This window comes from Pseudomonas sp. 6D_7.1_Bac1, from assembly GCF_025465945.1.
GTDB lineage: Bacteria > Pseudomonadota > Gammaproteobacteria > Pseudomonadales > Pseudomonadaceae > Aquipseudomonas.
On record NZ_JANLNW010000034.1, the window covers coordinates 134,726 to 161,582 of the forward strand.

Here is a 26,857-nt window from a genome sequence, read left to right on the forward strand (position 1 = left end):
GCATTTCCTTGAAGGCGGTCAGTGTGATGTTGAGGCTCTAGGCCAGGCTTGTTTTGCGGCTATGAGCAGTCCCAGCAGGATAAACCCGCCAGGCGCGATGGTGGCCAGTCGGATGCCACCGTCTGCGATAAACAGCCAGCCTTGCCCGTTCGAACCGATAATTGCGCTCAACCAGGACAGATGGTCAGCGAATGATCCATTGCCAATGCCTTCTCGCAACAAGCCTAGAGCAACCATCAGCCCAAAAAACAGGCCGGACAGGCGAACCCGATCCCTGCGGCCTGCCTGGGTGAAAAACCCGTTGTGCTCCAGCGCAACACACTGCAGGGCAATCAGCCCTGCATAAATGCCCAGGTGTTGGTGCAGTTCAAAGGCCCAGGCCTGCAATGCCAAAGTAGCGAGGCTGGTCAACGTGGCGGCGAGCACGATGCTGGCGATCAACTGCATGGCCGGGATGATTCGCGGCCGCAACACGCTCATCTTCATGCCGTAAACACTGATGACCAGTAGCGACAGCAGCGACAGGCCCAAGGCTTTTACCAAGGAGTCACTGGCGCCGATCAGGGGGGTCAATATCAGCGAGTTCTGCAGCACCGAGGTCTTGTTCATTGGCCACTCCCGGTCAGCTGTGGCTGATGCTCGTCGAAATAGCGCAACGCATCATGGATCGCGCTGACTACCGCCCTTGAAGTGACCGTTGCACCGGCTATCTGGTCGAATTGCCCCTGATCTTTCTTCAGCGCCCAACCACTGTCAGCGGGATCAACGCGCGACTTGCCGATAAAGCTCTGTAGCCAGGGGTTGGGCTGGTCGGCGATTTTCCCACCCAGCCCTGGTGTTTCCGATTGCTTGAGGGTTTTCACCCCCAGCAGCTTGCCGTTGACGTCGATCACGATCAGCAGTTCGATTGTACCTTCGTAGCCGATTGTCTGGCTTCGCAGAATGACGGCGCTGGGCTTGCCGCCCACGGTTGCCAAATAACCGCCCAGCAGCGTGCTGCTACTCAGTGCGACATCCTTGAGCGCAAGTGGCTGGTCCAATGGCTGATTGTCGTAGCTGCCCGGGAGCAGCATGTCGAGCAGGTTGCGGCTTTCGATCAAGCGCTGTTCGGCCGAGATGTGCGGTGCGGTGGCGTATTGCAGAAAAAATGTCGCGCCTGCACCCAGGCCGGCCACGAGCACCAGTATCAGTACACTGAGATTTCGGTTCATGGCGTGCGAGGCTCTGCTTGTGCAGTAACGAGGCGTTCCAGGGCCGGTACGCAGAGATTCATCAGCAGCACCGCAAAGGCCACCCCGTCGGGATAACCGCCCCAGGTTCGAATCAGGTAGGTCAGCAGGCCGACGCCCGCGCCGAACATCAGCCGGGCTTTGGGACTCTTCGCCCCGGACACCGGTTCGGTCACGATAAAGAATGCCCCGAGCATGCTCGCGCCTGTCAGCAAGTGAAAGAGCGGGGAACCGTGGGAGTCCGAACCCGAGCCGTTCCAGCACAGCAGGCTGATGACGAACAGACTGCCGAGCATGCCGGCCGGCGCATGCCAGCTAAACACCCGCTGCTGCAACAGAAACGCGCCGCCCGCGAGAAAGGCCAGGTTGACCCATTCGATGCCTTTGCCGCCAACATGGCCAAACGCCGGGTTGCCGGCGAAGAGTTCGTCCATGGTCAGGCTTTTGTTGATCCGCAGGCTATCCAGCGCCGTGGCCGTCACCCAGGCGTCGGGCTGTTCGGCACCGCTGAAATTGACACCGAAAATCTGTTGCAGGCCGGTGAGCAGGTTCATCCCGTGAGACGTCGGCCAGTGGGTCATCTGTCGTGGGAAACACACCAGCACCAGCGCAAACCCGAGCATGGCTGGATTGAACGGATTTTTGCCAACGCCGCCATAAAGGTGCTTGCCGAAAAACATCGCGAATGCCGCAGCGCTGACCGTCAGCCACCATGGACAATAAGGTGGCAACGCCAATGCCAGCAAGGTGGCACTGACCAACGCACTGCCGTCGCTTAACGTTGGCTTGAGCGGATAGTTGCGCAAGCGCAGTACCGCCGCTTCAACCGCTAACGCGCTGCCGCAGGCCAGCAACAGATTGATCAGAACGCCCCAGCCAAATAACCAGAACAACACCAGCATGCCCGGCACGGTGGCCAGTAAAACCCGCTTCATCGCCTGTTGCAGGCGATCATCGACCGGTTCAAGGGGCAACATAGGCATTCACCTGGCGCTCGGCTTCGCAGAGCCTTTCGCGGGCCTTGGCCAAGCGTTCCGCTGGTGTATCCAGGCCTCGCTCAAGCTTGCTGACGTCGGCACGGGCATAAGCCAGTTCGGTTTTCAGTTGCCGCAGATGAGCGTCGATGGGGCGTTTTTCGACGCGCACCAGGTCCGGCACCGGTTGTTCGCTGGCGCCTTCGGCAGCGTGCAGCGCCTGTTCCGCTTGAGCCAGTGCCGCGCTGAGGGCTTCCAGTTGTTCGGCCGGGGCTTCGCTGGTCTGGGCTTTTTTCAGTTCGGCGCGACGCATGGCCAGCTGAATCTTGGCGCGTTTGAGTTCGGCGTCCCTGGCCGGAGCCTCCGGTTGCGCGGGGACCGCTGGCGCCGTGCTTTCGAGTTGCGCCAAGGTCTGCTCGGCGGCTTCGAATTGCTGCTGCAAAATGATCAGCTGTGACTGCTGTTCGAAGGTCGGTGGATGCCCGAAAGCCTTTAGCGATTTGTTCAGTTGCGCTCGGCTCATCGCCACATCGATCTTGGCTTTTTTCAGCGCGGCATCAGCGGCAGCGGCTTTTTGTGCCTGGACCCGGGCAATCGCGTCCTGCAGCGGATTGTGGGTGGCTTCGCTGTGCTGCGCGGCTTTTTGCGCACGGGCCAGTCGTTCGGCGTGCTTTTGCTCGTCCTCACGACGCAGGCGCGCATTGCGTTGTTCGAAGCGCTGTCGGGCGTGATCGCGTTTGGCGTTGCGTGCTCGCTGTTCTTCGAGCGTGAAGGCCAGGCCTCCGACAATCGGCAGAACGTTTGCCGAGGGCAATGGATGCATTTCAATGCAGTCCACCGGGCAGGGCGCCACACACAGATCACAGCCGGTGCATTCATCGATGATCACGGTGTGCATCAGTTTCGCCGCGCCGACAATCGCGTCTATCGGGCAGGCCTGAATGCACTTGGTGCAGCCGATGCATTCGGCTTCGCGGATGAACGCAATTTGCGCCGGTGCCGAACCCCGGCTGACGTCCAACTCCAGAGCCGGGATTTTCAGCAACTCGGCCAGCGCCGAAATGGTCTCGCTGCCGCCCGGCGGGCACTTGTTGATCGCTTCGCCATTGGCAATGCCTTCGGCGTAGGGCTTGCATCCGGGGTGGCCGCACTTGCCGCATTGAGTCTGCGGCAGGAGGGCGTCGATGCGTTGAATCAAACTCATGTTTTGATCAGTCCGCTGAAACCGAGAAATGCCACCGCGATCAATCCGGCGCTGATCAGGTCGATCGGCAGGCCACGAAAAGGCAGGGGCACATCGTTATTGAGGGTGCGCTGACGCAGGTCGCTGAACAGACTCAGCACCAGCCAGAAACCCAGTCCGGCGCCGAGACTCAGCGCTGCGTGATAGCCAATACCTTTATCGTTCTGCATGCCGAACAGGTTCAGCCCTAGCACGCCAGCATTGCCCAGTAGCAATGGCCACAGCCCGTTGAACGGTAACTGCGGCAGGGCACGGGCCAGCAGATTCAGCACAGGGCTGATCAGCAGCACGCTCAAGGGCAAAAACACAAACAGGTGCAAGGACGCCAGCCCCAGCGGCATGAGCAGCCAATGATAGGCCGCGTAGCCCAACAGGCCGCTGAGTAGCATCAGGCAGGTAGTCGCAATGCCGAGGGCATGAACCTGCTGACGCTCGATGGCAAGCTCACGTGTCGACTGCAACAACGGATCGACGCCCAGCGGCCAGTGCAATATGAAGTTATTGATCAGGGCGGTGCTGATGAGCGTAAGCAGAATGTCGGTCATGGTCGTGCCGGGTTGAGCGAACGGGCCTGTGCTTAAAGATTAGGCATTATCCGGCAAGGCAGATATGAAAATCCCACCGCCGCGAATCATCGCGACGGTGGGATCGGTCGAGCCAGCAGCTTACTTGATGCGCTGACCCGGCTTGGCGCCGCTGTCCGGACTCAACAGGTAGATTTCTTCGCCGCCAGGGCCTGCCGCCATGACCATGCCTTCAGAGATCCCGAAGCGCATTTTGCGTGGCTTGAGGTTGGCGATCATCATCGTCAGGCGACCTTCAAGCTTGGCCGGGTCTGGATACGCGCTCTTGATGCCGGAGAACACGTTGCGTTGTTCGTCACCGATATCCAGGGTCAGGCGCAGCAGTTTGTCCGCACCTTCCACGGCTTCGGCCTTGAGGATCAGGGCGACCCGCAGGTCGACGGCGGCAAAGGTATCGAACTCGATCTCGGCCGAGAGCGGGTCCTTGACCAGTTCGCCGTTACCCTGAGGCACAGCATCGCCGGTGTCGGTCTGGCTGGCGGCCAGGTCTTCTTTCGAAGCATCGGTCATGGCTTGCACTTTGACCGGGTCGATGCGGGTCATCAGCGGTTTGAACTCGTTCAACTGATGGTTACTGAGCAGGGTCGCGTGATCGTTCCAGGTCAGTGGTGCGACGTTGAGAAATGCCTCGGCGTCTGCAGCCAGCAACGGCAGCACGGGCTTGAGGAAAATCACCAGTTGGCGGAACAGGTTGACGCCCAGGGCGCAGATCGCCTGGACTTCGTCTTGCTTGCCTTCCTGTTTGTTCAGCGACCAGGGTGCCTTGTCGGCGATCCAGGCGTTGGCACGGTCGGCCAGGCCCATGATCTCGCGCATGGCACGGGCGAAGTCGCGAGCCTCGTAGGCGTCGCAGATGCTCGGTGCCGCGGCCAGGAACGCGTCGGTCAGTTCTGGCGCGGCATTACCGGCCACCAGCACGCCGGCGTTGCCTTTGTGAATGAAGCCTGCGCAGCGGCTGGCGATGTTGACGACTTTGCCCACCAGGTCGGAGTTGACCTTCTGCACGAAGTCTTCGAGGTTCAGGTCCAGGTCGTCGACACCACGGCCAAGCTTGGCGGCGTAGTAGTAACGCAGGTACTCCGGCGACAGGTGGTCCAGGTAGGTCCGCGCCTTGATGAACGTGCCGCGGGACTTGGACATCTTCTGACCGTTGACGGTCAGGTAACCGTGCACGTTGATGCCCGTTGGCTTGCGGTAGCCCGCGCCTTCAAGCATGGCTGGCCAGAACAGCGCGTGGAAGTTGACGATGTCCTTGCCGATGAAGTGGTACAGCTCGGCGGTGGAGTCCTTGGCCCAGTACGCGTCGAAGTCCAGTTCCGGGCGACGTGCGCAGAGGTTCTTGAAGCTCGCCATGTAGCCGATCGGCGCGTCCAGCCAGACGTAGAAGTACTTGCCTGGCTCGTCCGGGATTTCGAAACCGAAATACGGCGCATCGCGGGAGATGTCCCACTGTTGCAGGCCGACATCCAGCCATTCGGCGATCTTGTTCGCGACCGCGTCTTGCAGGGTGCCGCTGCGGGTCCATTCCTGCAGCATGTGCTGGAAGTCCGGCAGCTTGAAGAAAAAGTGCTGGGAATCCTTGAGCACCGGGGTGGCGCCAGAGATCGCCGACTTCGGGTCTTTCAGGTCGGTCGGGGCGTAGGTGGCACCGCATTTTTCGCAGTTGTCGCCGTACTGGTCTTCAGTGCCGCATTTCGGGCAGGTGCCCTTGATGAAGCGGTCGGCCAGGAACATTTTCTTTTCCGGGTCGAAATATTGCGTGATCGAGCGCGTGGCGATGTGCCCGGCGTCGCGCAGCTTCAAGTAGATCTGGCTCGACAGCTCACGGTTTTCTTCGGCGTGAGTGGAGTGGAAGTTGTCGAAGTCCACCAGGAACTCGGCAAAGTCGGCGCTGTGTTCAGCCTGGACGTTGGCGATCAGTTGTTCCGGGGTGATGCCTTCTTTTTCCGCGCGCAGCATGATGGCCGAACCATGGGCGTCGTCTGCGCAGACATATGTGCATTGATTGCCGCGATGCTTCTGGAAGCGCACCCACATATCGGTCTGGATGTACTCAAGCATATGGCCAAGGTGGATTGAACCATTGGCATAGGGCAGGGCGCTGGTGACGAGGATCTTGCGTGGCTCGGACATGGGGCTCGGCTACTTGATGAAACGGAGGTCGGCCACTATAAAGCCCCGGCGCATATTTTTCACCCTTAAGGCCTGTTTCCGGATGCATCGACGGCGAACACCTGTGGCGAGGGAGCTTGCGCCCGCTGGGTGGCGAAGCCGCCCCAAACCTGGCGACGCCGAGCCGACAGCATCAACGCGTCAATAAAACTACGGCTGCTGCGCACCCGAGCGGGAGCAAGCTCCCTCGCCACAAATGAGCGTCCAGCGTAGGATACCTGTCTGATTTTCCAGTCTTGTTATCGGAGTTGCCCATGAGCGCCGTCAATCGCGCAGCGGTGGAAGCCGTCCTTCGCCAGTACACCGACCCTTACCTGAACCAGGACCCGATCAGCGCCGGTTGCCTGCGCAGCATCGACATCCAGGGCGACCGCGTCAGCGTTCAGCTGGAGTTGGGCTACGCCGCCGGTCTGTTCAAGAGTGGCTGGGCGCAAATGCTGCAGATGGCGATCGAAGGTCTGGATGGCGTGACCTCGGCCAAGGTCGACATCACTACCGTGATTGCTGCGCACAAGGCTCAAGCGCAGATCCCGGGTCTGGCCAACGTCAAGAACGTGGTCGCGGTGGCGTCCGGCAAGGGCGGTGTGGGCAAATCCACCACGGCTGCGAACCTCGCGCTGGCCCTGGCCCGTGAAGGCGCCAAGGTCGGGATTCTCGACGCCGATATCTACGGCCCGAGCCAGGGCATCATGTTTGGCATCCCGGAAGGCACCCGACCAAAGATCAAGGACCAGAAGTGGTTCGTGCCCATCGAATCCCATGGCGTTGAAGTCATGTCCATGGCGTTTTTGACCGATGACAACACGCCGATGGTCTGGCGCGGCCCGATGGTTTCCGGTGCCTTGCTGCAACTGGTGACGCAGACCGCCTGGAGCGACCTGGACTATCTGGTGATCGACATGCCGCCAGGCACCGGTGACATTCAGCTGACCCTGGCGCAAAAGGTCCCGGTGGCCGGTGCGGTGATCGTCACCACGCCGCAGGATCTGGCGTTGCTGGACGCCCGCAAAGGCGTGGAGATGTTCCGCAAGGTCAACATTCCGGTACTCGGCGTGGTGGAAAACATGGCCGTGCACATCTGCTCCAACTGCGGTCATGCCGAGCACCTGTTCGGTGAAGGCGGTGGCGAGAAACTGGCCAACCAATATGGCGTCGAGCTGCTGGCATCACTGCCACTGTCGATGCTGATTCGCGAGCAGGCCGACGGCGGCAAGCCAACGGTGATCGCGGAACCTGAAAGCCAGATCGCCATGGTCTACCAGGAACTGGCCCGTCACGTCGGCGCGCGGATCGTGTTGCAGGAAGCTGTCGCGCCAGCGATGCCGAACATCACCGTCAGCGACGATTGATATTCATCAAATAGAGCACAAAAAACTGTGGGAGCAGCCGGGCGGCGCTCCGTCTGCTCGCGATAGCGGTGTGTCATTCAACCAACAAGTTGACTGATCAGACGCCTTCGCGAGCAGGCGGAGCGCCGCCCGGCTGCTCCCACATTTGTTTTGCGGTGGTCTTAGATCCGCAACCCGCCATCCATTTCCAGGATCCGGCCGGTGTAATAGTCGTTCTCGAAGATGTACGCCGCCGAATGAGCGATTTCTTCTGGCTTGCCCATGCGCTTGAGCGGAATGCCGGACGTCATCTTCTCCAGCGCTTCAGGCTTCATGCCCAGGGTCATTTCGGTTTCGATAAAGCCTGGCGCGATACCCGCTACGCGAATGCCGTAGCGCGCCAGTTCCTTGGCCCAGGTCACGGTGGCCGCAGCAACACCGGCCTTGGCGGCGGAGTAGTTGGTCTGGCCGACGTTACCGGCGCGGGAGATCGAGGAGATGTTGATGATCGCGCCGCTGGTCTTGAGTTCGACCATCTTCGCTGCCACTTCACGGGTACACAGGAACACGCCGGTCAGGTTGACGTCGATCACTGCCTGCCATTGGGCCAGGCTCATCTTGGTCATTTCGCCGTCCTTGACCTTGATCAGCAAGCCATCGCGCAGGATCCCGGCGTTGTTGATCAGGCCGTGGATCGCGCCGAAGTCTTCGGCAACCTGGGCGACCATGTGAGTCACCTGTTCTTCATCGGCGACGTTGCACAGGTAGGCGCGAGCCTCGACACCGGCGGCTTTGCAGGCCGCGACGGCCAGGTCGAGTTTTTCCTGGTTGAGGTCGACCAGCGCCAGTTTCGCGCCTTTGGCGGCGAAATACTCGGCCATCGAACGGCCTAAACCCTGGCAACCGCCCGTGATAATGATTACTTTGTCAGTGAGTTGCATTCGCATGCCCCAATAGCAGGTCAGAGTGGTGTCCTTGTAGAGAGCCTCTCGATCTGCGCCTGACGTGGCCTGGCTGCACATGAGAACTGCCCCTATGGCGTTGCTGGAACTTTGCCCCAGGTGCCTGTCCGTTTTTTCGACGGATTCTATATAAGGAGTCATAAATTGAGCGTTGAAGCTGCCAAGCATGCCCGAGAATTGCTGCTCAAGGAATACCGTGGAGTGCTCTCGACGCACTCCAGGGCGATGCCCGGTTTCCCGTTCGGTTCGGTGGTTCCCTATTGCCTGGATGAGCAGGGCCGGCCGCTGATCCTGATCAGCCGGATCGCCCAGCACACCCACAACCTGCAAAAAGATCCCAAATGCTCACTGCTGGTGGGTGAGCGCGAAGCCGAAGACGTGCAGGCTGTCGGTCGTCTGACCTACCTGGCCGAAGCGGAAAAAATCGAAGACCCAGCCGCCATCGATGCCGCCGCCGAGCGTTATTACCGCTATTTCCCGGACTCGCAGAATTATCACAAGGCGCATGATTTCGACTTCTGGGTACTCAAGCCGGTACGTCATCGCTACATCGGCGGTTTCGGTGCGATCCACTGGGTCGATCAACTGACCCTGGCCAACCCGTTCGCCGGCAAGGCCGAAGTGAGCATGGTCGAGCACATGAACGCCGACCACGCCAAAGCCATCGCCCATTACGTCGACCTGGCCGGTTTGCCGACGACCGTACCGGCTCGGTTGGCGGGTATCGACGCCGAAGGCATGCACCTGCGCATTGGTCAGGGGCTGTACTGGTTGCCGTTCCCGGAGGTTTGTAATACGCCGACACAAGTACGCGAAACCTTGGTTTTACTGGCTCACGCTGAGCATTGGCCGAAAAATGCGGTAGCCGACGCTTGAAATCACGAAATGGCGACGTCATTTAAGGTGAACTAGCAAGGCATTCTTGCGTTGAGGAACCATTTGATGCGCCCTTTTTTGTTGCTCTTTCTGCTGTTCCCGGTGCTGGAGCTGTTCGTATTCGTCAAGGTCAGCGCGGCCATCGGGTTTTTCCCGGCGCTGCTGCTGATCATTCTCGGCTCGATGCTCGGCGTGTTCGTGCTGCGTATCGCCGGTCTGGCCACCGCATTGCGCGCTCGTGAAAGTCTGAACCGCGGCGAACTGCCAGCCCAGACCATGCTCGAAGGCCTGATGCTGGCCCTGGGTGGCGGACTATTGATCCTGCCAGGCTTCGTCAGCAGCGTGATCGGTATGATCATGATGTTGCCACTCACCCGTCGGCTGCTGGCCAACACGATGCGCAAACGCGCCGAAGAGCAGGCGATTCGTCAGCGTGCCTTTGCCGATGACCTGCAACCGCGTGGCGGTCCGGCTCCGCGTCAACCGTTGGGCCGTGAGCCGAACGTGATCGAAGGCGAGTTCGAGCACCGCGATTCCAAATAACCGCTCCATCAACACGGCACCTTCGGGTGCCGTGTTCGTTTTTGTGGCCGGTGAGGTAAAAAATTTCACTGGGCTGCCCTTGTAATAAGCTTATGCGCCCTTATGTAACGGTCACCGCAAGGTTTCTGGTGGTGACCACCAGACAGACTTCCGCGGTTCGCTTGGCGAACCGCAACCGGCAACGCCGGAATTTAACCCGCCGGGATTACACCGGCCGCTGAAAACCACAATTAGGAGAGATCGACAATGAAGCTTCGTCCTCTGCATGACCGCGTCGTCATCCGTCGCAGCGAAGAAGAAAAGAAAACGGCTGGCGGTATCGTCCTGCCAGGTTCGGCTGCCGAAAAAGCCAACAGCGGTGAAGTCCTCGCTGTAGGTACCGGCCGCGTGCTGGACAACGGTGAAGTGCGTGCACTGGCCGTGAAAGTGGGTGACAAGGTTGTGTTCGGCCCGTACTCCGGCAGCAACACTGTGAAAGTCGACGGTGAAGACCTGCTGGTAATGGCTGAGAACGAGATTCTCGCTGTTATCGAAGGCTGATTTCCGCTCAATTTCCCGCTACTACAAAGTATTTAAGGAATATCGATCATGGCTGCTAAAGAAGTTAAATTCGGCGATTCCGCCCGTAAGAAAATGCTCGCCGGTGTGAACGTCCTGGCTGACGCAGTAAAAGCGACCCTGGGCCCTAAAGGCCGTAACGTGATCATCGAGAAGAGCTTCGGCGCTCCGACCATCACCAAGGATGGCGTTTCCGTAGCCAAAGAAATCGAACTCAAAGACCGTTTCGAAAACATGGGCGCGCAGCTGGTCAAAGACGTTGCCTCCCGTGCCAACGATGACGCAGGCGACGGCACCACCACCGCTACCGTTCTGGCTCAATCGATCGTCAACGAAGGCCTGAAAGCCGTCGCTGCCGGCATGAACCCGATGGACCTGAAACGCGGCATCGACAAAGCGACCATCGCTATCGTCAAAGAGCTCAAAGCCCTGTCCAAGCCATGCGCTGACACCAAGGCCATCGCTCAGGTCGGCACCATCTCGGCCAACTCCGACAGCTCCATCGGCGACATCATTGCCGAAGCCATGGAAAAAGTCGGTAAAGAAGGCGTGATCACCGTTGAAGAAGGCTCGGGCCTGGAAAACGAACTGTCGGTTGTAGAAGGCATGCAGTTCGACCGTGGCTACCTGTCCCCGTACTTCGTCAACAAGCCAGAGACCATGACCGCCGAACTGGACGGTCCGCTGATCCTGCTGATCGACAAAAAAATCTCGAACATCCGCGAAATGCTGCCAGTACTGGAAGCCGTTGCCAAAGCCGGCCGCCCACTGCTGATCGTTGCCGAAGACGTTGAAGGCGAAGCCCTGGCGACTCTGGTTGTGAACAACATGCGCGGCATCGTTAAAGTTGCTGCCGTCAAAGCCCCAGGCTTTGGTGACCGTCGCAAGGCCATGCTGCAGGACATCGCTGTTCTGACTGGCGGTACCGTTATCTCCGAAGAGATCGGCCTGAGCCTGGAAAGCACTGGTCTGGAACACTTGGGTAATGCCAAGCGCGTGATCCTGTCCAAAGAAAACACCACCATCATCGACGGTGCTGGCGTTGAGGCTGACATCCAGGCTCGCGTTGTTCAGATCCGCCAACAAGTGGCTGACACTTCGTCTGACTACGACCGTGAAAAACTGCAAGAGCGTCTGGCCAAGCTGTCCGGCGGCGTTGCAGTGATCAAGGTTGGCGCAGGTTCCGAAGTTGAAATGAAAGAGAAGAAAGCCCGCGTTGAAGACGCCCTGCACGCTACCCGTGCAGCCGTTGAAGAAGGCGTGGTACCTGGCGGTGGCGTGGCACTGGTTCGCGCTCTGCAAGCTATCTCTGAACTCAAAGGCGACAACGATGACCAGAACGTGGGCATCCAGTTGCTGCGTCGCGCTGTTGAAGCGCCACTGCGCCAGATCGTTGCCAACTCCGGTGACGAGCCAAGCGTTGTAGTCGACAAGGTCAAGCAGGGTAAGGGTAACTACGGTTACAACGCTGCTACCGGCGAATACGGCGACATGATCGAAATGGGTATCCTGGACCCGGCCAAAGTGACCCGTTCGGCTCTGCAAGCGGCTTCGTCGATTGCCAGCCTGATGATCACCACCGAAGCCATGATCGCTGAGATCAAGGAAGACGGTCCAGCTGGCGGCGGCATGCCAGACATGGGCGGTATGGGCGGCATGGGCGGCATGATGTAAGCCAGCCTTACCCTGTACGAAAAAACCCCGCTGGTTTAACGCCAGCGGGGTTTTTTTATGGGCGCCGAGTCCTGAGCAGGTTAATACGTGTTTCACTCAAAACGCCCGGATGGCGGGCATTGCGACTAGCCCTGAGCCACGCTTGGCCTTAAGCTGCGCGGGTCAAGACGGCCGTTACTGTGTACGGAGCAAGTGCCCATGCGAATTCTATTGGTTGAAGACAACCGCGACATCCTCGCCAATCTGGCTGATTATCTGGGGCTTAAAGGCTATACCGTGGATTGTGCGCAGGACGGTTTGTCAGGTCTGCACCTGGCGGCCACCGAGCATTACGACCTGATCGTACTCGACATCATGCTGCCCGGCATCGATGGTTACACCCTGTGCAAACGCCTGCGTGAAGACGCCCGGCGCGATACGCCGGTGATCATGCTGACCGCTCGCGACCAACTGGATGACCGGCTGCAGGGCTTCAAGTCCGGTGCCGACGACTACCTGGTCAAACCCTTTGCCCTGTCCGAACTGGCGGCGCGCATCGAGGCGGTCATGCGTCGTACCCAGGGTGGTGGTCGCCGTGCCCTGCAGGTGGGTGATCTGAGCTATGACCTCGACACGCTTGAAGTGACCCGCGAAGGTCGCCTGCTGAAACTCAACCCGGTGGGCCTCAAGCTGCTGGCGGTGTTGATGCAGAAAAGCCCGCATGTATTGCGTCGCGAAATACTCGAAGAAGCCCTCTGGGGCGATGATTGTCCGGACAGCGACAGCCTTCGCAGTCACGTCCATCAGTTGCGTCAGGTGATCGACAAGCCGTTCGCCAAACCGTTGCTGCAAACCGTGCATGGCGTCGGCTATCGTCTGGCCGAGGGGCGTGATGGAGTTTAAGCAGAGCCTTGCTCAGCGGATCATTATTGCTTTTGCCTTGATGAGTGCGTTGGTGGCGGGGGCATTCGCCATGGGCATTGTGGCGACTGTACACCTGGTCGAAGCAAAGCTGATTTCTGCAGGCTTGGGTGGCGATCTGCAGCGTTTGCTGTTGATGGACAGCATGAGCGACTGGAACCACCGTCCCGAGCCCGATCAGTTGTTCTACTTCAGCGGTGGCCCCGGCGACTTTGACTTGCCCAGGGACCTGCGGCACCTGGATGCGGGGTTCCATGAAGTATTTCGCGAGCATCTGTCTTACCACGCGATTGTCGAGATCGTTGACGGCCGGCGTTACGTCTTGCTGCAAGATCAGAGCGATTTCGAAGAGCGTGAGCGGGTGCTGTTTGCCGTGGTGCTGGTGGGGTTCGTATTAAGCCTGGCATTGGCGGTGTTCCTCGGTTGGGTGCTGGCGCGCAAGGTCATGGCACCGGTGGTCCGGCTGGCGCGTCAAGTGCGTCACCGCGATCAACTGCTCGGTCTGGCACCGCCCCTGGCGCCGGACTATGCGGCCGATGAAGTCGGTGAGCTGGCCGTGGTCTTCGACGCCACGCTGGGCCGATTGCGCCAGGCACTGAGCCGCGAGCGGCTGTTCACCAGCGACGTCAGTCACGAACTGCGGACACCGTTGATGGTATTGGCCAGTTCCTGCGAATTGTTGCTGGACAACCCGGGCATCGATCAACGCAGTCGCAATCAGGTCGAGCGGATCGCTCGCGCCTGTGAAGAAATGCGCGAATTGGTCCAGACCTTCCTGATGCTCGCCCGGGCCCAGCGCGAAGATGCGAGCATGTCGCCGCAACTGACCCTGGGGCAGGTGGCCGAAGACTTGCTCGGCATGTGGCGCGAGTCGATCGAGGACAAGGGCCTCACGCTGTTTTATGAACCCGGCAATCCATTGGATACGCGCTATAACGCGACATTCCTGCATGCAGTCATGGGCAATCTGTTGCGCAATGCCTTGCACTACACCGACAGCGGGTTTATCCGCCTGACCATTCTGCCCTGCGGTTTTCTGGTCGAAGACAGCGGCGTCGGTATTCCCGAAGAAAAGCGCGAAGCGATGTTCGAACCGTTTGTGCGCGGTAGCGAGAAGCGTGGCGAGGGGCTTGGGTTGGGCCTGTCGCTGGTACAGCGGATTTGCGAAAACCAGGGCTGGAGCGTCAGCCTCAGCACCATGGAGCCCAACGGCTGCCGCTTTCATGTCGAGCTGGGCCAGAGGGATACCTGATGCCTTGGCACACCTGGGCCACTCCTGCAGAGGCCGAGTTTGAGCAGGCGGCGCATGACATAAAACAATTGCGCCGCCATTCGTCGTGGATCCCGGCAGATTGGGAAAAGCTCGTCTACCGTTATAAGAAAGCGTATGGCAGCTCTATCAAAGGTTTATAGCCATGAAACTAGAAATTGCTAGAGGTTTGTTTATGGCAGGAGCCTTGGCAGTTGTTTCACTGGCGGTGGTATCTCTGGAGCAGCCACGCACGCAAGTCCTTGGAACAATGCACGCTGGCACGCATTGCCCATTGCCACGGGTTGTCAAGTCAACCGTGGCGACCCACTCTGAGAATGATGAGTTACTGTTGTTCATGTTAGGCATGACTCAGGGAATGAAGCACCAGAGTTGAAACCCCTCAAGCCCACATGAAAGGCCTCGCATATGCGCGGCCTTTTGTTTTTTAGCTGATGTGGACAGTGGCCTTGATCATCAGGGTTTGTCGGGTCTGGCCAGCAACGTGTAGATGCAGGGCAGCACGAACAGGGTGAACAGCGTCCCGATCGACATCCCGGTGGCGATCACCATCCCGATATCGTAGCGGCTGACGGCGCCCGCGCCTGTGGCGATGATCAACGGCACCATGCCGAACACCATCGCCGCCGTGGTCATCAATACCGGACGCAGGCGAATTGCTGCGGCTTCCTCCACGGCTTCGCGTGGTGTCAGGCCCTTGTCCTTGCGCAACTGGTTGGCAAATTCGACGATCAGGATCCCGTGCTTGCTGATCAGTCCGATCAAGGTCACCAAGCCGACCTGGGTATAGATGTTCATGCTTGACCAGCCCAGGAACAACGGGATCAGTGCGCCGCAAATCGACAGCGGCACGGTCACCAGAATCACCAGTGGATCCCGGAAGCTTTCGAACTGCGCCGCCAGTACCAGGAAAATGATCGCCAGCGCCAAGGCAAAGGTCACCCACAAGGCGCTGCCTTCCTGAACGTACTGTCGCGAGGTGCCGCCGTAATCGAAGGCATACCCCGGCGGTGCTTCTTCCTGGGCGATCTGACGTACGGTATCAATCGCCTCGCCCATGCTGACCGTCGAAACGCCCGAGAGAATCGCCGAATTGAGTTGCTGGAACTGGTTCAACTGCCGCGGTCGTGCACGATCACTGATGGTGATCAGGGTCGACAAGGGCAGCAGTTCACCCTTGGTGTTTTTGACGTAGTAGTTGTTCAACCAGTCGGGGTTGTCCCGGTAGGCTCGTTCGACCTGGGCGATGACCTTGTAGCTGCGCCCTTCGATGGTGAAACGGTTGATCTCGGCTTCTGCCAGTAACGTCGCCAGGGTCACGCCCAGATCCTCCATCGAGACCCCCATCTGCGCGGCCTTGGCGCGGTCGATATCGACCACCACCTCGGGTTTGTCGAAGGCCAGGTCGATGTCGGCGAAGGCGAACTTGCCGGACTCCATGGCACGCTTCTTCACCCGATTGACCACGTCCAGCAGCGACGCGTAGTCATTGGCGGTATTGATCACAAACTGGAACGGCAGGCCTTCACCCGTGCCCGGCAGAGAGGGCAGGTTGAAGCCGAAGATTTGCAGGCCGGTGACACTCGAAAGCTTTTTCTGCACCTCTGGCAGAATCTGCATCTGGGTGCGTTTGCGCTCATTCCAGGGTTTGAGCAGGAAACCGCCAATGCCTGATTGCACGCCGTTGAATCCGTTGATCTGGAAGGACGAGTAGTACTCGGGAAACGCCTTGAAGATCGCCAGGAATTCGTCGGTGTAGGTATTGAGGTACTCCAGGTTGGCCGTTTGCGGGGAGTTGGCCAACATGAAAATGATGCCCTGATCCTCATCCGGTGCCAGTTCCGACTTGGTGAACTTGAGCAGCACCGGAATCAGGCACAGCACGATCACGGCGAACACCAGCACCACCGGCCGGGTGTTGAGTGTGCCGTGCAGGACGCTCCGATAGCGACGCTTGAGCCCTTCGAAAATCAGGTCCAGGCGATGAGCCAGGCCTGACGGGTTTTCATCGTGGCGCAAGAGCAGGGCGCACATCATCGGCGACAGGGTCAGGGCGACGATTCCGGAGATCACCACGGCACCGGCCAGGGTCAGGGCGAACTCCTTGAACAGGGCGCCGGTCAGCCCCGTCAGAAAGCCAATGGGCGCATAGACCGCCGCCAGGGTGATGGTCATCGAGACCACCGGCATGGCGATTTCCTGCGCGCCTTCTAGAGCCGCGTCCAGCGGCGTTTTACCCTCTTCGATGTGTCGGTGAATGTTTTCCACCACCACGATGGCGTCGTCCACCACCAGGCCGATGGCCAGCACCATCGCCAGCAAGGTCAACAGGTTGATCGAGTAGCCCATCAGTTGCATGAAGAACATCACGCCGATCATCGACAGCGGAATGGTCACCACTGGGATCACCACCGAGCGCAGCGCGCCGAGGAACAGGAACACCACCACAATCACGATCAGCACGGCTTCGAAAAGGGTTTTCACCACTTCGTTGATCGAGGCCTGAATGAACAATGTCGCGTCGTAGGCGATTTCGGCCTTGAGGGTGGGTGGCAGCTGGGATTCCAGCTCGGGCATGAGCTTGCGCACTTCCTTGATCACATCCAGCGGGTTGGCGGCTGGTGTGGCCTTGATCCCGATGTACACCGACGGTGTGCCGCCAAAGGAGCTGATGATGTTGTAGTTCTCGGCGCCCATCTCCACGCGGGCCACGTCGCTGAGCAGCACCCGGCTGTCGCCTTCGGTTTTCAGGGGGATCGCGGCAAAGGCTTCGGCGGTCTTCAAGTCGGTGTTGGCGTTGATACTGGTGACGACGTACTCGCCTTTGACTTCACCGGCGGCGGACAGAAAGTTGTACTGGTGCACGGCGTTGGTGACGTCACTGGCGCTCAGGCCGAAACCGGCGAGTTTCACCGGGTCCAGCCACAGGCGCATGGCGAACACCTGGTTACCCAGAATCTCTGCCTGGGCCATGCCCGGCAGGGTCGCCAGCTTGGGCTGGATCACCCGCGACAGGTAGTCGGTGATCTGCGGGTTGTTCAGCTCCTCGCTGAAGAAACTCATGTACATCAGCGCTGAGGCGCCCGTGGCCTCCTTGCTCAGCACCGGATCTTCAGCGTCTTTGGGCAGCTTGTTCTTGACCTCGTTGGCCTTGGCCAGCAACTCGGTGAACAACCGGTCGGTGTTGGCGCCGATCCGTGCGTAGATCGAAATCACCGAGAAGTTCTGGCGGCTGACCGAGGTCATGTAGTCGATGCCTTCGGCACTGGCCAGGCTTTGCTGCAAGGGTTGGGTGATATAGCCCTGAATGGTTTCGGCGTTGGCGCCGGGGTAGGCGGTGGTCACCGTGATCAGCGCGTTCTCCATTTGCGGATATTGGCGCAGCGGCAGTTTGCTCCAGGCCTGGAAACCCAGCAGCACAATCAGCAGGCTGACCACGGTGGCGAGCACCGGGCGGCGGATGAACGGATCGGTAAAAGCCATGGGGATTCCTCGATCAGTTCGCGCGCGGCTGACTGGTCTGCTCGGCTGGCAGGTTCTTGTCGGGACTGATGGCAATGTGCGTGCCGTTGTCGAGCTTGATCTGACCGGCACTGACCACTTGCTCGCCGTTCTGCAGCCCTTTGTTGATCAGCACCAGGCCGTTGCGACGCTCGCCGGTTTCGATGAAGCGCCGTTCGGCGATCAGGATCGGTTGGCCCTTGTCGTCCTTCTCGACGTTGCCGTCCGCGGCTTTTTTCTGGGCGACCACGTAGAGTGAATTGCCATAGAGGGTGTAGGTGACCGCGCTTTCCGGTACTACGATTTTGGGTTGTGGGTCGGGCAGCATGACCAGCAGGCTGGCGAACATGCCCGGCAGCAATTTGCCGTCCGGGTTGGCCAGGGTGGCGCGTACCAGCACGTTGCGCGTGCTGTTTTCGACCTTGGGGTTGATCGCGCTGATGGTGCCGGGAAAGTTTTGCGTCGGGTAGGCTGCGACAGTAACTTCTACCGGTTGGCCGATGGCGATTTTCGGTACCGATTGTTCCGGTACGTAGAAGTCGACGTAAAGGCTGCTCAAGTCCTGCAGGGTGGCGATGACCGTGCCGCTGGGCAGGAAGTCACCGACGTCCACCTGACGAATGCCGATGGTGCCGCTGAAGGGCGCGACGATGTGTTTTTTCGCCAGCGCAGCCTTGAGCTGATTGACCGTGGCCTTGTTCTTGGCAAGCACCGCAGTGAGGCGGTCGAACTCGCCTTTGGAGATGGCCTGACTACCGACCAGTTGGCTGCCACGGCCGTAATCCAGTTGCGCCAGGCCAAGGTCGGCCTGGGCGGTTTCCAGCAGGGCGCTTTCGACGGCGCTGTCGAGTTGCACGATCGGCTGGCCGGCCTTGACCTTCTGCCCGGACTCGAACTGCACGTCCTTGACCGTGCCGGCGATCTCCAGGCTCAGGTTGACTCCTTGCAGCGCCTTGAGGGTACCGACCGTGGGCAAGCGGGTTTGCCAGGGCCGTTCGGTCGCGGTGGCCACGGCAACGCTCACCGGTGGTCTTGGCACAGCGAAGGTCTGGACCATCTTGTAGATGGAGAAGGCTTTGTAGCCTCCCAGCATCAGGATGATCAACAGGACAACACCCAACATGATCAGCATGCGGCGGCGCAGCATATTCCACTTCCTTGGAAAAAATCAGGTGAGACAGGCCGAACATTACTCCGTGTGTACCGGTGATTCCAGATACTTGCTGGTGAGCTGTACCTGACGCGATCCGTAGCAGCTGGCGTAGCCTGCGTTCGGCTGCGCAGCAGTCGTAAAATCATGCGCCGCGGTGTGTCAGGTTAACCGTGGCAGCAGGATTTACGACCGCTTCGCGGCCGAACGCAGCCTTCGGCAGCTGCTACAGGGGGGGTGATCAAACGAGATGCAGATGGTTATCCCAGAGCCCTGCGGGGAGTTCGAGAGGCTTTGCCATCAGCGGTGTCTGGCGACAATCATAGAAACGGCAACGCCCTTGCCCCGAGGTCACGACAAAGCCATCGGCCACCGCGCCGACACCGGCGCAGTCGGGCAGCGGTGCATCCAGGCACACTTCGCCACTGTCCATGTCCCAGATGAAAAAGCGGTTGCCGCGCGGCGCGGTGAGCGCGACCAGCCGCAAGTCACTGTGCACCGCGACGCTTGCGGTGTAATGCCCCATGGCCTGCAACTGGTGCTCGGCGACCGGGAACGCAACAAAGGGCTGGCCGGGACGCTTGATCGCCAACAGCTCGGACGACTCAAAGGCGGCGCCCATGAATTGCTGGCCGGTGACAATGGTGCCGTCGCTGGCGATCCCCATGTGACGCACGCTGTTCATCTGCTGAGTCAGGGTCTCCTTGCTCAGCAGGGTGCCGTCGCGCTGCATCAGCACCAGGCTCGGTTCCATGGCGTTGAGGTTCATCTCGACCCGACTTTCGGCTTCGGTGCGAATCCCGCCGTTGGCCACTACCAGGGTTTCACCGTCAGGCATCCACGACACCTGATGCGGGCCGATACCGTGGGTGGAAATCTCACCGCTGTGAACCAACCGTTCGCCCTCGAAACGGTACACCCCGAGCAGGCCGCGACCTGGATCGGTGGTGTCGTTTTCGGTGGCGTACAGCCAGTCACCACTGTTGTGAATGACCGCGTGGCCATAGAAATGCCGGTTCGGCTGCGACACCACGGTTTGCAGCAATGCGCCGTCACGCAGATCGATCAGATAGCTTTCGGTGCCTGGCCGGCGGGCGACGAACAGGGCAATCGGCAGCGCCGGGTGGTTGATGATGTCGTGGCAGCGCTGGCCGACTTCGGTGGCGAACACGCGAGTGCCGTCCAGCCGATAGCCGACAGCGTAATGTTTGCCGTCGCTGTCGTCGCGGGCCGAAAGCAGCAAAGGACCGTGGTCCTTTTGCTTGAACAGCTTCCAGCCGCCCAGCGTTACGGCGCCCAGCAATAAACTGCCTAACGTCAGAGCCTGGCGTCGCAGCATGGCACTAACCCCCATCAGTCACCGTCGTTGGCGTTGAAGCCCAGTTGGATACCCAGCGCCTTGGCCAGGTCACTTTCGTGCAGGCGATGCACGACATTGAGGCTGTCGTAGAGGTCGTTGAGTTGTTGGCGACCGGCATCGTCAGTGAGCATTTCGGTCAGCGAGCGCTGGTTACTTTCGAACAGTTTCAGTGACGCGGCGTAGGCGGCATCGATCTTGTCAGCCAAAGGCTTCTGCTCAGGCAGCAACAGACCACGCAGGCCCTTGTTGTCGACACCCACCCAGACGGTCCGGGCGGCCGCCAGGCTCGATTCCATGCTTTGCAGCGAGGAGTGACTGCGCCATGCGTCTGCCTGGAACGGCTGAGGAATGCCCTTGGTCTGGCGCCCCATCGGCGTGCCGAGTTTTTTCTTCAGGGTATCGAGTGCCGTCACTTGAGCGCGCAGCAGATCGGCGATGGCTTCGTGGGAGTCGGCGTAACGCTGGTTCGGGAATTTGCTCAGTTGCGCGAGCATGCCGTCGTTACTGTTCCAGCTTGTCAGCATCTCTTCGGCCAGCTGTTTCTGACGCTCGCCGATGGCGGTCAGCAGTGGGCAGTAACGGGCTTTTTGGGCGGCGTCGGCAACGTTGGTCTTGTCGTCGAACAGAATGTACTCATAGGCCGAGAGGCCCTGCACGACGACGCTGGATTTGGCCAGCGCAGCGGCATCGATCTGCGGTTGTGCGGTGACCAGTTGCTCGACCTGACGGCCGACCAGGTTTTTCTTGTCCGGCCAGAACTGCACCTGCCAGGAGCGATTGCCCTCGGCCAGTGGGCCTACCAGCAACGGTTGCAATTGTGCCCAGGCTTTTTGTGCATGGAGGAAATCGGCGCGAGCCGTTTCCAGGTCCGTCTTGCCTTCGCAGTAGGCCAGCGCACTGATGGCTAATTGGCGGTCGGCTTCAACCCAGCGACTGTAGGTCGGCAGGATCACTTGTTTGGCGATGGCTGCCGACGTGACGGCTTGAGGATCCTGGGGTGAACAGGCACCCAGGGCAAGTGCGGCAAGGCTGGTGAACAACAACTTGGGACGGAACATGTCGGGCTCCCTTTTTATATGGGCGAAAGCTGATGGGAAATGGGCTAAAGAGAATTCAAGAAGGCCAGCAATGCAGCGCGCTGCTCGGCATTGAAAGCTAAAACCTGTTGCTGCGCGGCGTGAGCTTCACCGCCGTGCCAGAGCACGGCTTCGAGCAGGTTGCGAGCGCGGCCGTCATGCAGAAACTGAGTGTGGCCACTGACTGTATGCGTCAGGCCAATGCCCCACAGCGGCGGTGTGCGCCAATCGCGGCCAGAGGCCTGGAATTCGCTGCGGTTATCGGCCAGGCCTTCGCCCATGTCATGCAGCAACAGATCGCTGTAGGGGCGAATCACTTGATTGGCCAGTTCAGGTTCTGCGGCATTCGCGGCGGTGGTGAATGTCGGCGTGTGGCAGGATTGGCAACCGGCCTGATAGAACAGGTTTTTACCGGCCAGGACTTGCGGCTCGTTGACGTCACGGCGGGCAGGAACGGCCAGGTTACGGCTGTAGAACAGCACCAGGCGCAAGATGTTGTCGCTGACTTCCGGCTCGCCATTCGGGCCATTGCCGTTCGGCGCCTGCAGGCAGGCAGTCTGGGCCTGGGTGCAGTCATCAAAGGGTCTGAGACGGGTCGTGAGGCCCATATCGCCGGAAAACGCGTGAACGTTTTGCTGATTGAGATTCGGTTGCCCGGCTTTCCAGCCAAAACGGCCCAAAACGGTTTTTTGTTGCGCATCATCCCAGACCCGGTTCGGACGTCCGGCGATGCCGTTCCTGTCTTTAGCCTGCACGTCGGCGTTGGCCAGAATATCCGTGTCGGAGATGGCTTCGAGCAACCCGAGCCCAATCATTGGCGGAGCGATTCGTGCGGAAAAACGCGTGTCGGGATGCATCGGGCCGTAGCCCAGTTGGGTGATCAGCAGCCTGGGTTTGCGCAGTTCGACTTCGGTGCCGTCCGTGAAGCGCACCGGGACCGGATCATAGTCGACGCGAACCTTGCCTTCGGGGGCGACGCCGGGCACGGCCATGTCCTGAAGCTGCCCGCCGTAGACTGGCTCAGGCACCACACCCATTTGTTCGATGACCTTGGCGTAGGCCGGGGCGTTGGGGATCGACAGACGCACCAGCATCGACACGGCGTTATCGGAGTCGGCCGTCGGCGGGTGACCGCGCCCGTCCTTGATGTGGCAGTTCTGGCAAGCGTTGGTGTTGAACAGGGGGCCGAGGCCATCGCGGGCAGTAGTGGTCGAGGGGGCGATCACCCACGGGCTGCGGAAGAAACTGTTGCCGACGCTGAAGTCCAGCCGACGGGTCGGCGAGAGGTTGGCTGAAGGCTGGGAGAATGCGTTCCGGTCACTCTTTCTGATCGTCGCCGCGCCACCGGAGCGGGCTTCACCGGGCTCGGCCTTGGTAAAACGCGGGGCATCATCGCAGGCACTCAGGCCCAGGGCCAGAATCAGTGCAGACAAGCGAAGAGGCAGCGAGGGCATCAGAAATCCTGAAGGACGAGCAAAACGAGGGCGCAAAGTCTAACAGGGCAGGGGAGTTTGAATAAGAGGAATTATCGTTTGCTTTAATCTGTAGGAGCAAAGCTTGCTCGCGATGCAGGCGCCTCGATGCGTTGGATTGACCGCGATCCCCTGTGGGAGCGAGCCTGCTCGCGATGGGGCCATCATTGCCAACATTTACTTTGAACAGACTACCGCTATCGCGAGCAGGCTCGCTCCCACAGGGAATTGCATTCAGGCAGGTATTAAAAAGGCGACCCGAAGGTCGCCTTGGTCATTCACTCAGCCAGCGTTGATCAGAACTCGTGATCGGCGTTGTCCGGGTTCAGGTCACTGATGCCCAGTTTGCCGGCAGCCTGTTCGATCGAGGTGGTCTGCTTGACCAGGGCCGCAATGGCGTCACGCACAATCTGGTTGCCGGCAGTGTTGCCGGCAGCGATCAGTTGGTCGTAGTGCTCACCCTTGTTGGCGTGATCAACCATGACCTGCATCCTGGCTTCGGTGGCGGCCAGGTCGGCCTTGAGCGCAGCATCGGCAGCCGGGTCGGCCTTGGCCACGAGCGACGACAGGCTGGCACCGGTCATCTTGGTGCCGTCTGTGCGGGTGTATTCACCCAGGTACACGTTACGAATGCCTTTGGCATCGTAGAAGTGCGAGTTGTGGGTGTTGTCGCTGAAGCAATCCTGCTCGTCTTCAGGGGAGTTGGCTTCCAGGGAAACCTTCATGCGCTCGCCCGCCAGTTCGCCGAGGGACAGGCTGCCCATGCCGAAGAGCATTTTGCGCAGACCGCTTTCTGCCGTTTCTTCTTCCAGCTCGGCGCGGTAGTTATCGGGCACGTTCGGCTTCCAGTTGCCGACCATTTCTTCCAGGTCGCTGACCAGCAGTTGGGTCACGGCTTTGAGGTAGGCGCGACGACGGTCGTTGTGACCACCGGTAGCACCAGCGCCTTCCAGGTAGTCCGAAGCCGGACGATTGCCAGCACCAGGGCCGGTGCCGTTCAGGTCCTGACCCCAGAGCAGGAATTCGATGGCGTGGTAGCCGGTCGCGACGTTCGCTTCGGCGCCGCCCAGCTCGTTCAGGCTGGCGAGTTTTTCCGGAGTGATCTCTGTCACGTCGATCTTGTCTTCACCAATCTGAATAATCGGGTTGGCGATGATGTTGGCGTTGGCGCCCGGGTTACCCAGAGCGGGCTCGTAGTTCTTGTCGACGTAGTCGATCAGGCCTTCGTCGAGCGGCCAGGCGTTAACCTGACCTTCCCAATCGTCGATGATGGTGTTGCCGAAGCGGAACGCTTCACTCTGCAGGTAAGGCACGCGCGCAGCGATCCAGGCAGCACGAGCGGCTTTCAGGGTTTCGGCATTCGGCTTGGCGAGGAAGGCGTCGATAGCGGTTTGCAGGGTTTTCGCGGTGGATTCGGCATCGCTGAAGACCGTAAAAGCCATGTCGGCGTAGTGCGCGACAACGGCTTTGGCGGCGGCTTCATCGACTTTGCCAGTGGCAGCAGGCGCAGCGGTGCTGGCGGCAGGAACAGGCGCTTGAGGAGCAGCCGCCTTGTCTTTGCCTTCGCCGCAACCGGCGAGGGAAATAGCGATGGCCAGCAAACTGGCGGTAGCCAGAGGCATACGAATCATGGCGAACATCCTGCTTCGGTAAATAATGGACAGGCGCGGGGGTGCGCAAGACTGCGACATGATGCGAAAGATTTGCATTATGTGTAAAGGGCTGTGATTGGAAGTATTTCTTATTTGCAGAGTAGTTGCACCAGCACATGACCTGTAGCAGCTGCCGAAGGCTGCGTTCGGCTGCGAAGCAGTCGTAATTCCTGACTCCGCGGTCCGCCTGACCCAGCGCGGTGCCTGATTTCACGGCCGCTGCGCAGCCGAACGCAGGCTGCGCCAGCTGCTACAGGTCCGACGTGAGCGTCACAGGATCACCGCATTACTGCGTTGGGCCTGTTTCAGATAAGCGCTCAGCTCCCGCGCAGGCAGCGGTTTGCTGTAGAGATAGCCCTGACCTTCGTGACAACCTTCAGAGATGATGTAGGTCTCCTGTTCGGCCGTTTCCACGCCCTCGGCGATGACCTGCATGCCAAGGCTTTTGCCGAGCTGGATGATCGCGCGAACGATGGTCGCATCGTCGTCGTCATCGAGCAGGTCCTGAACGAAGCTCTTGTCGATCTTGATCTTGTCCAGCGGCAGGCTTTTCAGATAACTCAGCGATGAGTAACCGGTCCCGAAGTCGTCGATAGCGATCAATGCCCCCGAACGGCGCAGGCTGAGCAGGTGCTGCGCGGCGGTGCTGATGTCTTCCATCAGGCCGGTCTCGGTGACTTCCAGCTCCAGGCTGCGTGGCGGCAGGCGATACATTTGCAGCAGGTTGTTGACCACCCGCGGCAACTCGGCGTGGTGCAACTGCACGGTGGACAGGTTGACCGCCATGCGCAGGTCGCTGAACCCCTGGTCGTGCCATTCGCGCAGCTGTCGGCAGGCCTGGTCCAGCACCCATTCGCCGATGGCGATGATCGTGCCGTTCTGCTCGGCCAGTGGAATGAACAGATCCGGTGGAACCAGCCCGTGCTCCGGGTGTTGCCAGCGAATCAGCGCCTCGACACCGACCACCCGGTGATCGCGATAGCTGATCTGCGGCTGGTAGACCAGGTAGAACTGATTGCGGGTGAGGGCGTCGCGCAGGTCTTTTTCCAGTTCGCGGCGACGGCGCATTTCGCTGTCGACGCTGGCGATGTAGAACTGATAACGGTTGCGCGAACGGGTCTTGGCCAGGGTCATGGTCTGTTCGGCTTTCTGCAACAGCTTTTCGGTGCTGTCGCCATCTTCCGGGAACAGGGTGATGCCGATGGTTGCGCGCAGGCGGATTTCCTGGTGATCGAGGGCAAATGCCGCTTCCAGGTCATCGAGGATACTTTGTGCCAGCTCGGCGGCTTCGTAAGGTTGCTCGATGTCGGCCTGAACCAGCGCGAATTGATCGCCCCCCAGGCGTGCGAGCGCGCCGAGACGACCGCTGTGGGCACGCAGGCGGTCAGCCAGGGCCAGCAGCAGTTGGTCGCCGGTCTGGTAGCTGAATTGCTCGTTGATGCCTTTGAAATCGTCCAGGCCCACACACAAAACGGCGACCCGGCGTTGCAAGCGACCGGCGTCTACCAGAATCTTGTCCAGTTGCTGTTGTAACTGCTGGCGGTTCGGCAGGCCGGTGAGGAAATCATATTGAGCCATGCGCAGCAGGCTGTTTTCGGCTTCGTGGCGCAGGTGGGTATTGCGTTCGATGGACTCAAGCAGCTGGTTGGCAGTGTTGATCCAGATTCCCAGTTCGTTCTTTTCGTGGCCTTTGAGCTGCGGAATCTTGTGTTCGCTGGGACGGTCGGGGTTGACGTTGGTCAGGTGTTCGATGATCCGCGACAGCGGCTTGGTCAGCAGCCAGTGATAGACCAGGTACAGCACCAGGCCCATGGCCATGGCCCGCAGTACGCCGGAGATGAAAATGATCACCGAGCTGACAATAAAGCCCTGGCCGTAGGTGGCGGTGTCGAGGGTGATGCTCAGATCGCCGTAATATTCGCTGTAGGGGCCACGACCCACCAGTTGCGTGGTGAACGTGCGTTCCTGGCCAAGAATAAGGTCGGTCAGCCAGCGGCTGTGGGAATGCTGCAAGTCACGGGATTTTTCCGCGAGCATGGTTTCGTTGGGATGGCCGATGGAGGCCATGCGCACGGCGTCGTCCTGGAACAGGCCTTCGATAACCTGCATACCCATTTCCCGATCGAGGCTGTACACCGCCTGGGTCGATGGGTCGCGAAACATGTCGAGGATGCGCTGGGCATCACTGGCCACGGCCTGGCGTGTTTTATAGGCATCGAAAACGATCTGCGCGCAGCTCAACACCACGCCGACGATCAATGCCGACAGGAGCACGACCCGAAGCAACTTCACCGACAAGCTGTTTTTGAGTTCCAGCTTCAAAGGGTTATTCC

Annotated in this window: 22 protein-coding genes and 1 pseudogene; 9 read left to right on the forward strand and 14 right to left on the reverse strand. The window is 59.9% G+C overall.

Annotated features, from left to right (window positions below):
• Positions 1-18: 18 nt before the first annotated feature.
• The 6 genes from NTD87_RS09125 to metG all read right to left on the reverse strand — a co-directional run bounded on the left by NTD87_RS09125 (position 19) and on the right by metG (position 6,163).
• Positions 19-609, reverse strand: coding sequence for an Rnf-Nqr domain containing protein (locus tag NTD87_RS09125; protein ID WP_262113387.1), 591 nt, complete (start codon positions 607-609; stop codon positions 19-21).
• Complete coding sequence (locus tag NTD87_RS09130) at positions 606-1,211, reverse strand: RnfABCDGE type electron transport complex subunit G (RefSeq protein ID WP_262113389.1); 606 nt, start codon at positions 1,209-1,211, stop codon at positions 606-608. The genes NTD87_RS09125 and NTD87_RS09130 overlap by 4 nt, the downstream gene beginning before the upstream one ends.
• A complete protein-coding gene (locus tag NTD87_RS09135; RefSeq protein WP_262113390.1) occupies positions 1,208-2,206 on the reverse strand; it encodes an RnfABCDGE type electron transport complex subunit D in 999 nt (332 codons plus the stop codon). The genes NTD87_RS09130 and NTD87_RS09135 overlap by 4 nt, the downstream gene beginning before the upstream one ends.
• Positions 2,193-3,407, reverse strand: a complete 1,215-nt coding sequence (rsxB, locus tag NTD87_RS09140; protein ID WP_262113392.1) for an electron transport complex subunit RsxB — start codon at positions 3,405-3,407, stop codon at positions 2,193-2,195. Before rsxB ends, NTD87_RS09135 begins: the two co-directional genes overlap by 14 nt.
• On the reverse strand, positions 3,404-3,991 hold the full coding sequence (locus NTD87_RS09145; protein WP_262113393.1) for an Rnf-Nqr domain containing protein: 588 nt from the start codon (positions 3,989-3,991) through the stop codon (positions 3,404-3,406). The genes rsxB and NTD87_RS09145 overlap by 4 nt, the downstream gene beginning before the upstream one ends.
• Before the next feature lie 120 nt (positions 3,992-4,111).
• The gene (gene metG / locus NTD87_RS09150) at positions 4,112-6,163 is read right to left on the reverse strand and encodes a methionine--tRNA ligase (RefSeq protein WP_262113394.1); all 2,052 of its coding nucleotides are present in this window, start codon (positions 6,161-6,163) and stop codon (positions 4,112-4,114) included.
• 293 nt (positions 6,164-6,456) lie between these two features.
• On the opposite strand from metG, the gene apbC reads away from it, so the two are divergent.
• Entirely contained in the window at positions 6,457-7,551 is a 1,095-nt protein-coding gene (gene apbC / locus NTD87_RS09155; RefSeq protein ID WP_262113395.1) for an iron-sulfur cluster carrier protein ApbC, read from the forward strand.
• Positions 7,552-7,712: 161 nt separating this feature from the next.
• Here apbC and NTD87_RS09160 read toward each other — a convergent pair whose 3' ends face one another.
• On the reverse strand, positions 7,713-8,471 hold the full coding sequence (locus tag NTD87_RS09160) for an SDR family oxidoreductase (protein WP_262113396.1): 759 nt from the start codon (positions 8,469-8,471) through the stop codon (positions 7,713-7,715).
• Between the two features lie 165 nt (positions 8,472-8,636).
• Here NTD87_RS09160 and NTD87_RS09165 point away from each other — a divergent pair, with 165 nt between their 5' ends.
• The 8 genes and pseudogenes from NTD87_RS09165 (at position 8,637) to NTD87_RS09200 (ending at position 14,689) form a co-directional block, all read left to right on the forward strand.
• On the forward strand, positions 8,637-9,368 hold the full coding sequence (locus tag NTD87_RS09165; protein WP_262113397.1) for a HugZ family protein: 732 nt from the start codon (positions 8,637-8,639) through the stop codon (positions 9,366-9,368).
• 66 nt (positions 9,369-9,434) lie between these two features.
• Positions 9,435-9,911 (forward strand): FxsA family protein, encoded by a 477-nt coding sequence (locus NTD87_RS09170; RefSeq protein WP_262113398.1) that lies wholly within the window; start codon positions 9,435-9,437, stop codon positions 9,909-9,911.
• Between the two features lie 246 nt (positions 9,912-10,157).
• Positions 10,158-10,451 carry a co-chaperone GroES gene (locus NTD87_RS09175; RefSeq protein WP_008032125.1) on the forward strand — a complete coding sequence of 98 codons (294 nt, stop codon included), beginning with the start codon at positions 10,158-10,160 and terminating at the stop codon, positions 10,449-10,451.
• A 48-nt stretch (positions 10,452-10,499) separates the two neighbouring features.
• Positions 10,500-12,143, forward strand: coding sequence for a chaperonin GroEL (gene groL, locus NTD87_RS09180; protein ID WP_262113402.1), 1,644 nt, complete (start codon positions 10,500-10,502; stop codon positions 12,141-12,143).
• Positions 12,144-12,341: 198 nt separating this feature from the next.
• Positions 12,342-13,025, forward strand: a complete 684-nt coding sequence (colR, locus tag NTD87_RS09185) for a two-component system response regulator ColR (RefSeq protein WP_054593790.1) — start codon at positions 12,342-12,344, stop codon at positions 13,023-13,025.
• The gene (locus NTD87_RS09190; RefSeq protein WP_262113405.1) at positions 13,015-14,295 is read left to right on the forward strand and encodes a sensor histidine kinase; all 1,281 of its coding nucleotides are present in this window, start codon (positions 13,015-13,017) and stop codon (positions 14,293-14,295) included. Before colR ends, NTD87_RS09190 begins: the two co-directional genes overlap by 11 nt.
• A 47-nt stretch (positions 14,296-14,342) precedes the next feature.
• Positions 14,343-14,456 (forward strand): annotated as a pseudogene (locus NTD87_RS09195) (InaA protein); the annotation flags it as partial.
• 2 nt (positions 14,457-14,458) lie between these two features.
• Positions 14,459-14,689 (forward strand): hypothetical protein, encoded by a 231-nt coding sequence (locus NTD87_RS09200; protein WP_262113407.1) that lies wholly within the window; start codon positions 14,459-14,461, stop codon positions 14,687-14,689.
• An 80-nt stretch (positions 14,690-14,769) separates the two neighbouring features.
• Here the strand turns inward: NTD87_RS09200 and NTD87_RS09205 are convergent, their stop codons facing one another.
• From NTD87_RS09205 to NTD87_RS09235, 7 genes are all read right to left on the reverse strand, one after another.
• Positions 14,770-17,796, reverse strand: coding sequence for a multidrug efflux RND transporter permease subunit (locus NTD87_RS09205; RefSeq protein ID WP_262113408.1), 3,027 nt, complete (start codon positions 17,794-17,796; stop codon positions 14,770-14,772).
• Positions 17,797-17,809: 13 nt separating this feature from the next.
• Positions 17,810-18,961, reverse strand: a complete 1,152-nt coding sequence (locus NTD87_RS09210) for an efflux RND transporter periplasmic adaptor subunit (protein WP_262113409.1) — start codon at positions 18,959-18,961, stop codon at positions 17,810-17,812.
• 244 nt (positions 18,962-19,205) lie between these two features.
• On the reverse strand, positions 19,206-20,303 hold the full coding sequence (locus NTD87_RS09215) for a DUF1513 domain-containing protein (RefSeq protein ID WP_262113411.1): 1,098 nt from the start codon (positions 20,301-20,303) through the stop codon (positions 19,206-19,208).
• Between the two features lie 14 nt (positions 20,304-20,317).
• Positions 20,318-21,382, reverse strand: coding sequence for an imelysin family protein (locus tag NTD87_RS09220; protein WP_262113412.1), 1,065 nt, complete (start codon positions 21,380-21,382; stop codon positions 20,318-20,320).
• Positions 21,383-21,426: 44 nt separating this feature from the next.
• Positions 21,427-22,854: a di-heme oxidoredictase family protein gene (locus NTD87_RS09225; RefSeq protein WP_262113414.1), complete on the reverse strand. Its 1,428-nt coding sequence runs from the start codon at positions 22,852-22,854 to the stop codon at positions 21,427-21,429.
• A 314-nt stretch (positions 22,855-23,168) separates the two neighbouring features.
• Entirely contained in the window at positions 23,169-24,503 is a 1,335-nt protein-coding gene (locus NTD87_RS09230) for an imelysin family protein (protein ID WP_262113415.1), read from the reverse strand.
• 291 nt (positions 24,504-24,794) lie between these two features.
• On the reverse strand, positions 24,795-26,846 hold the full coding sequence (locus tag NTD87_RS09235; RefSeq protein ID WP_262113417.1) for a putative bifunctional diguanylate cyclase/phosphodiesterase: 2,052 nt from the start codon (positions 26,844-26,846) through the stop codon (positions 24,795-24,797).
• Positions 26,847-26,857 lie beyond the last annotated feature (11 nt).

Bases quoted from the DNA above. Each gene is read 5' to 3' on its own strand.
- NTD87_RS09205 (WP_262113408.1), bottom strand. From the start codon at position 17,796: ATGGCTTTTACCGATCCGTTCATCCGCCGCCCGGTGCTCGCCACCGTG.
- NTD87_RS09160 (WP_262113396.1), bottom strand. From the start codon at position 8,471: ATGCAACTCACTGACAAAGTAATCATTATCACGGGCGGTTGCCAGGGT.
- NTD87_RS09135 (WP_262113390.1), bottom strand. From the start codon at position 2,206: ATGTTGCCCCTTGAACCGGTCGATGATCGCCTGCAACAGGCGATGAAG.
- NTD87_RS09225 (WP_262113414.1), bottom strand. From the start codon at position 22,854: ATGCCCTCGCTGCCTCTTCGCTTGTCTGCACTGATTCTGGCCCTGGGC.
- NTD87_RS09200 (WP_262113407.1), top strand. From the start codon at position 14,459: ATGAAACTAGAAATTGCTAGAGGTTTGTTTATGGCAGGAGCCTTGGCA.
- NTD87_RS09125 (WP_262113387.1), bottom strand. From the start codon at position 609: ATGAACAAGACCTCGGTGCTGCAGAACTCGCTGATATTGACCCCCCTG.
- NTD87_RS09230 (WP_262113415.1), bottom strand. From the start codon at position 24,503: ATGATTCGTATGCCTCTGGCTACCGCCAGTTTGCTGGCCATCGCTATT.
- NTD87_RS09130 (WP_262113389.1), bottom strand. From the start codon at position 1,211: ATGAACCGAAATCTCAGTGTACTGATACTGGTGCTCGTGGCCGGCCTG.
- NTD87_RS09220 (WP_262113412.1), bottom strand. From the start codon at position 21,382: ATGTTCCGTCCCAAGTTGTTGTTCACCAGCCTTGCCGCACTTGCCCTG.
- NTD87_RS09145 (WP_262113393.1), bottom strand. From the start codon at position 3,991: ATGACCGACATTCTGCTTACGCTCATCAGCACCGCCCTGATCAATAAC.
- NTD87_RS09190 (WP_262113405.1), top strand. From the start codon at position 13,015: ATGGAGTTTAAGCAGAGCCTTGCTCAGCGGATCATTATTGCTTTTGCC.
- NTD87_RS09210 (WP_262113409.1), bottom strand. From the start codon at position 18,961: ATGCTGCGCCGCCGCATGCTGATCATGTTGGGTGTTGTCCTGTTGATC.
- rsxB (WP_262113392.1), bottom strand. From the start codon at position 3,407: ATGAGTTTGATTCAACGCATCGACGCCCTCCTGCCGCAGACTCAATGC.
- groL (WP_262113402.1), top strand. From the start codon at position 10,500: ATGGCTGCTAAAGAAGTTAAATTCGGCGATTCCGCCCGTAAGAAAATG.
- metG (WP_262113394.1), bottom strand. From the start codon at position 6,163: ATGTCCGAGCCACGCAAGATCCTCGTCACCAGCGCCCTGCCCTATGCC.
- NTD87_RS09175 (WP_008032125.1), top strand. From the start codon at position 10,158: ATGAAGCTTCGTCCTCTGCATGACCGCGTCGTCATCCGTCGCAGCGAA.
- NTD87_RS09215 (WP_262113411.1), bottom strand. From the start codon at position 20,303: ATGCTGCGACGCCAGGCTCTGACGTTAGGCAGTTTATTGCTGGGCGCC.
- NTD87_RS09170 (WP_262113398.1), top strand. From the start codon at position 9,435: ATGCGCCCTTTTTTGTTGCTCTTTCTGCTGTTCCCGGTGCTGGAGCTG.
- colR (WP_054593790.1), top strand. From the start codon at position 12,342: ATGCGAATTCTATTGGTTGAAGACAACCGCGACATCCTCGCCAATCTG.
- apbC (WP_262113395.1), top strand. From the start codon at position 6,457: ATGAGCGCCGTCAATCGCGCAGCGGTGGAAGCCGTCCTTCGCCAGTAC.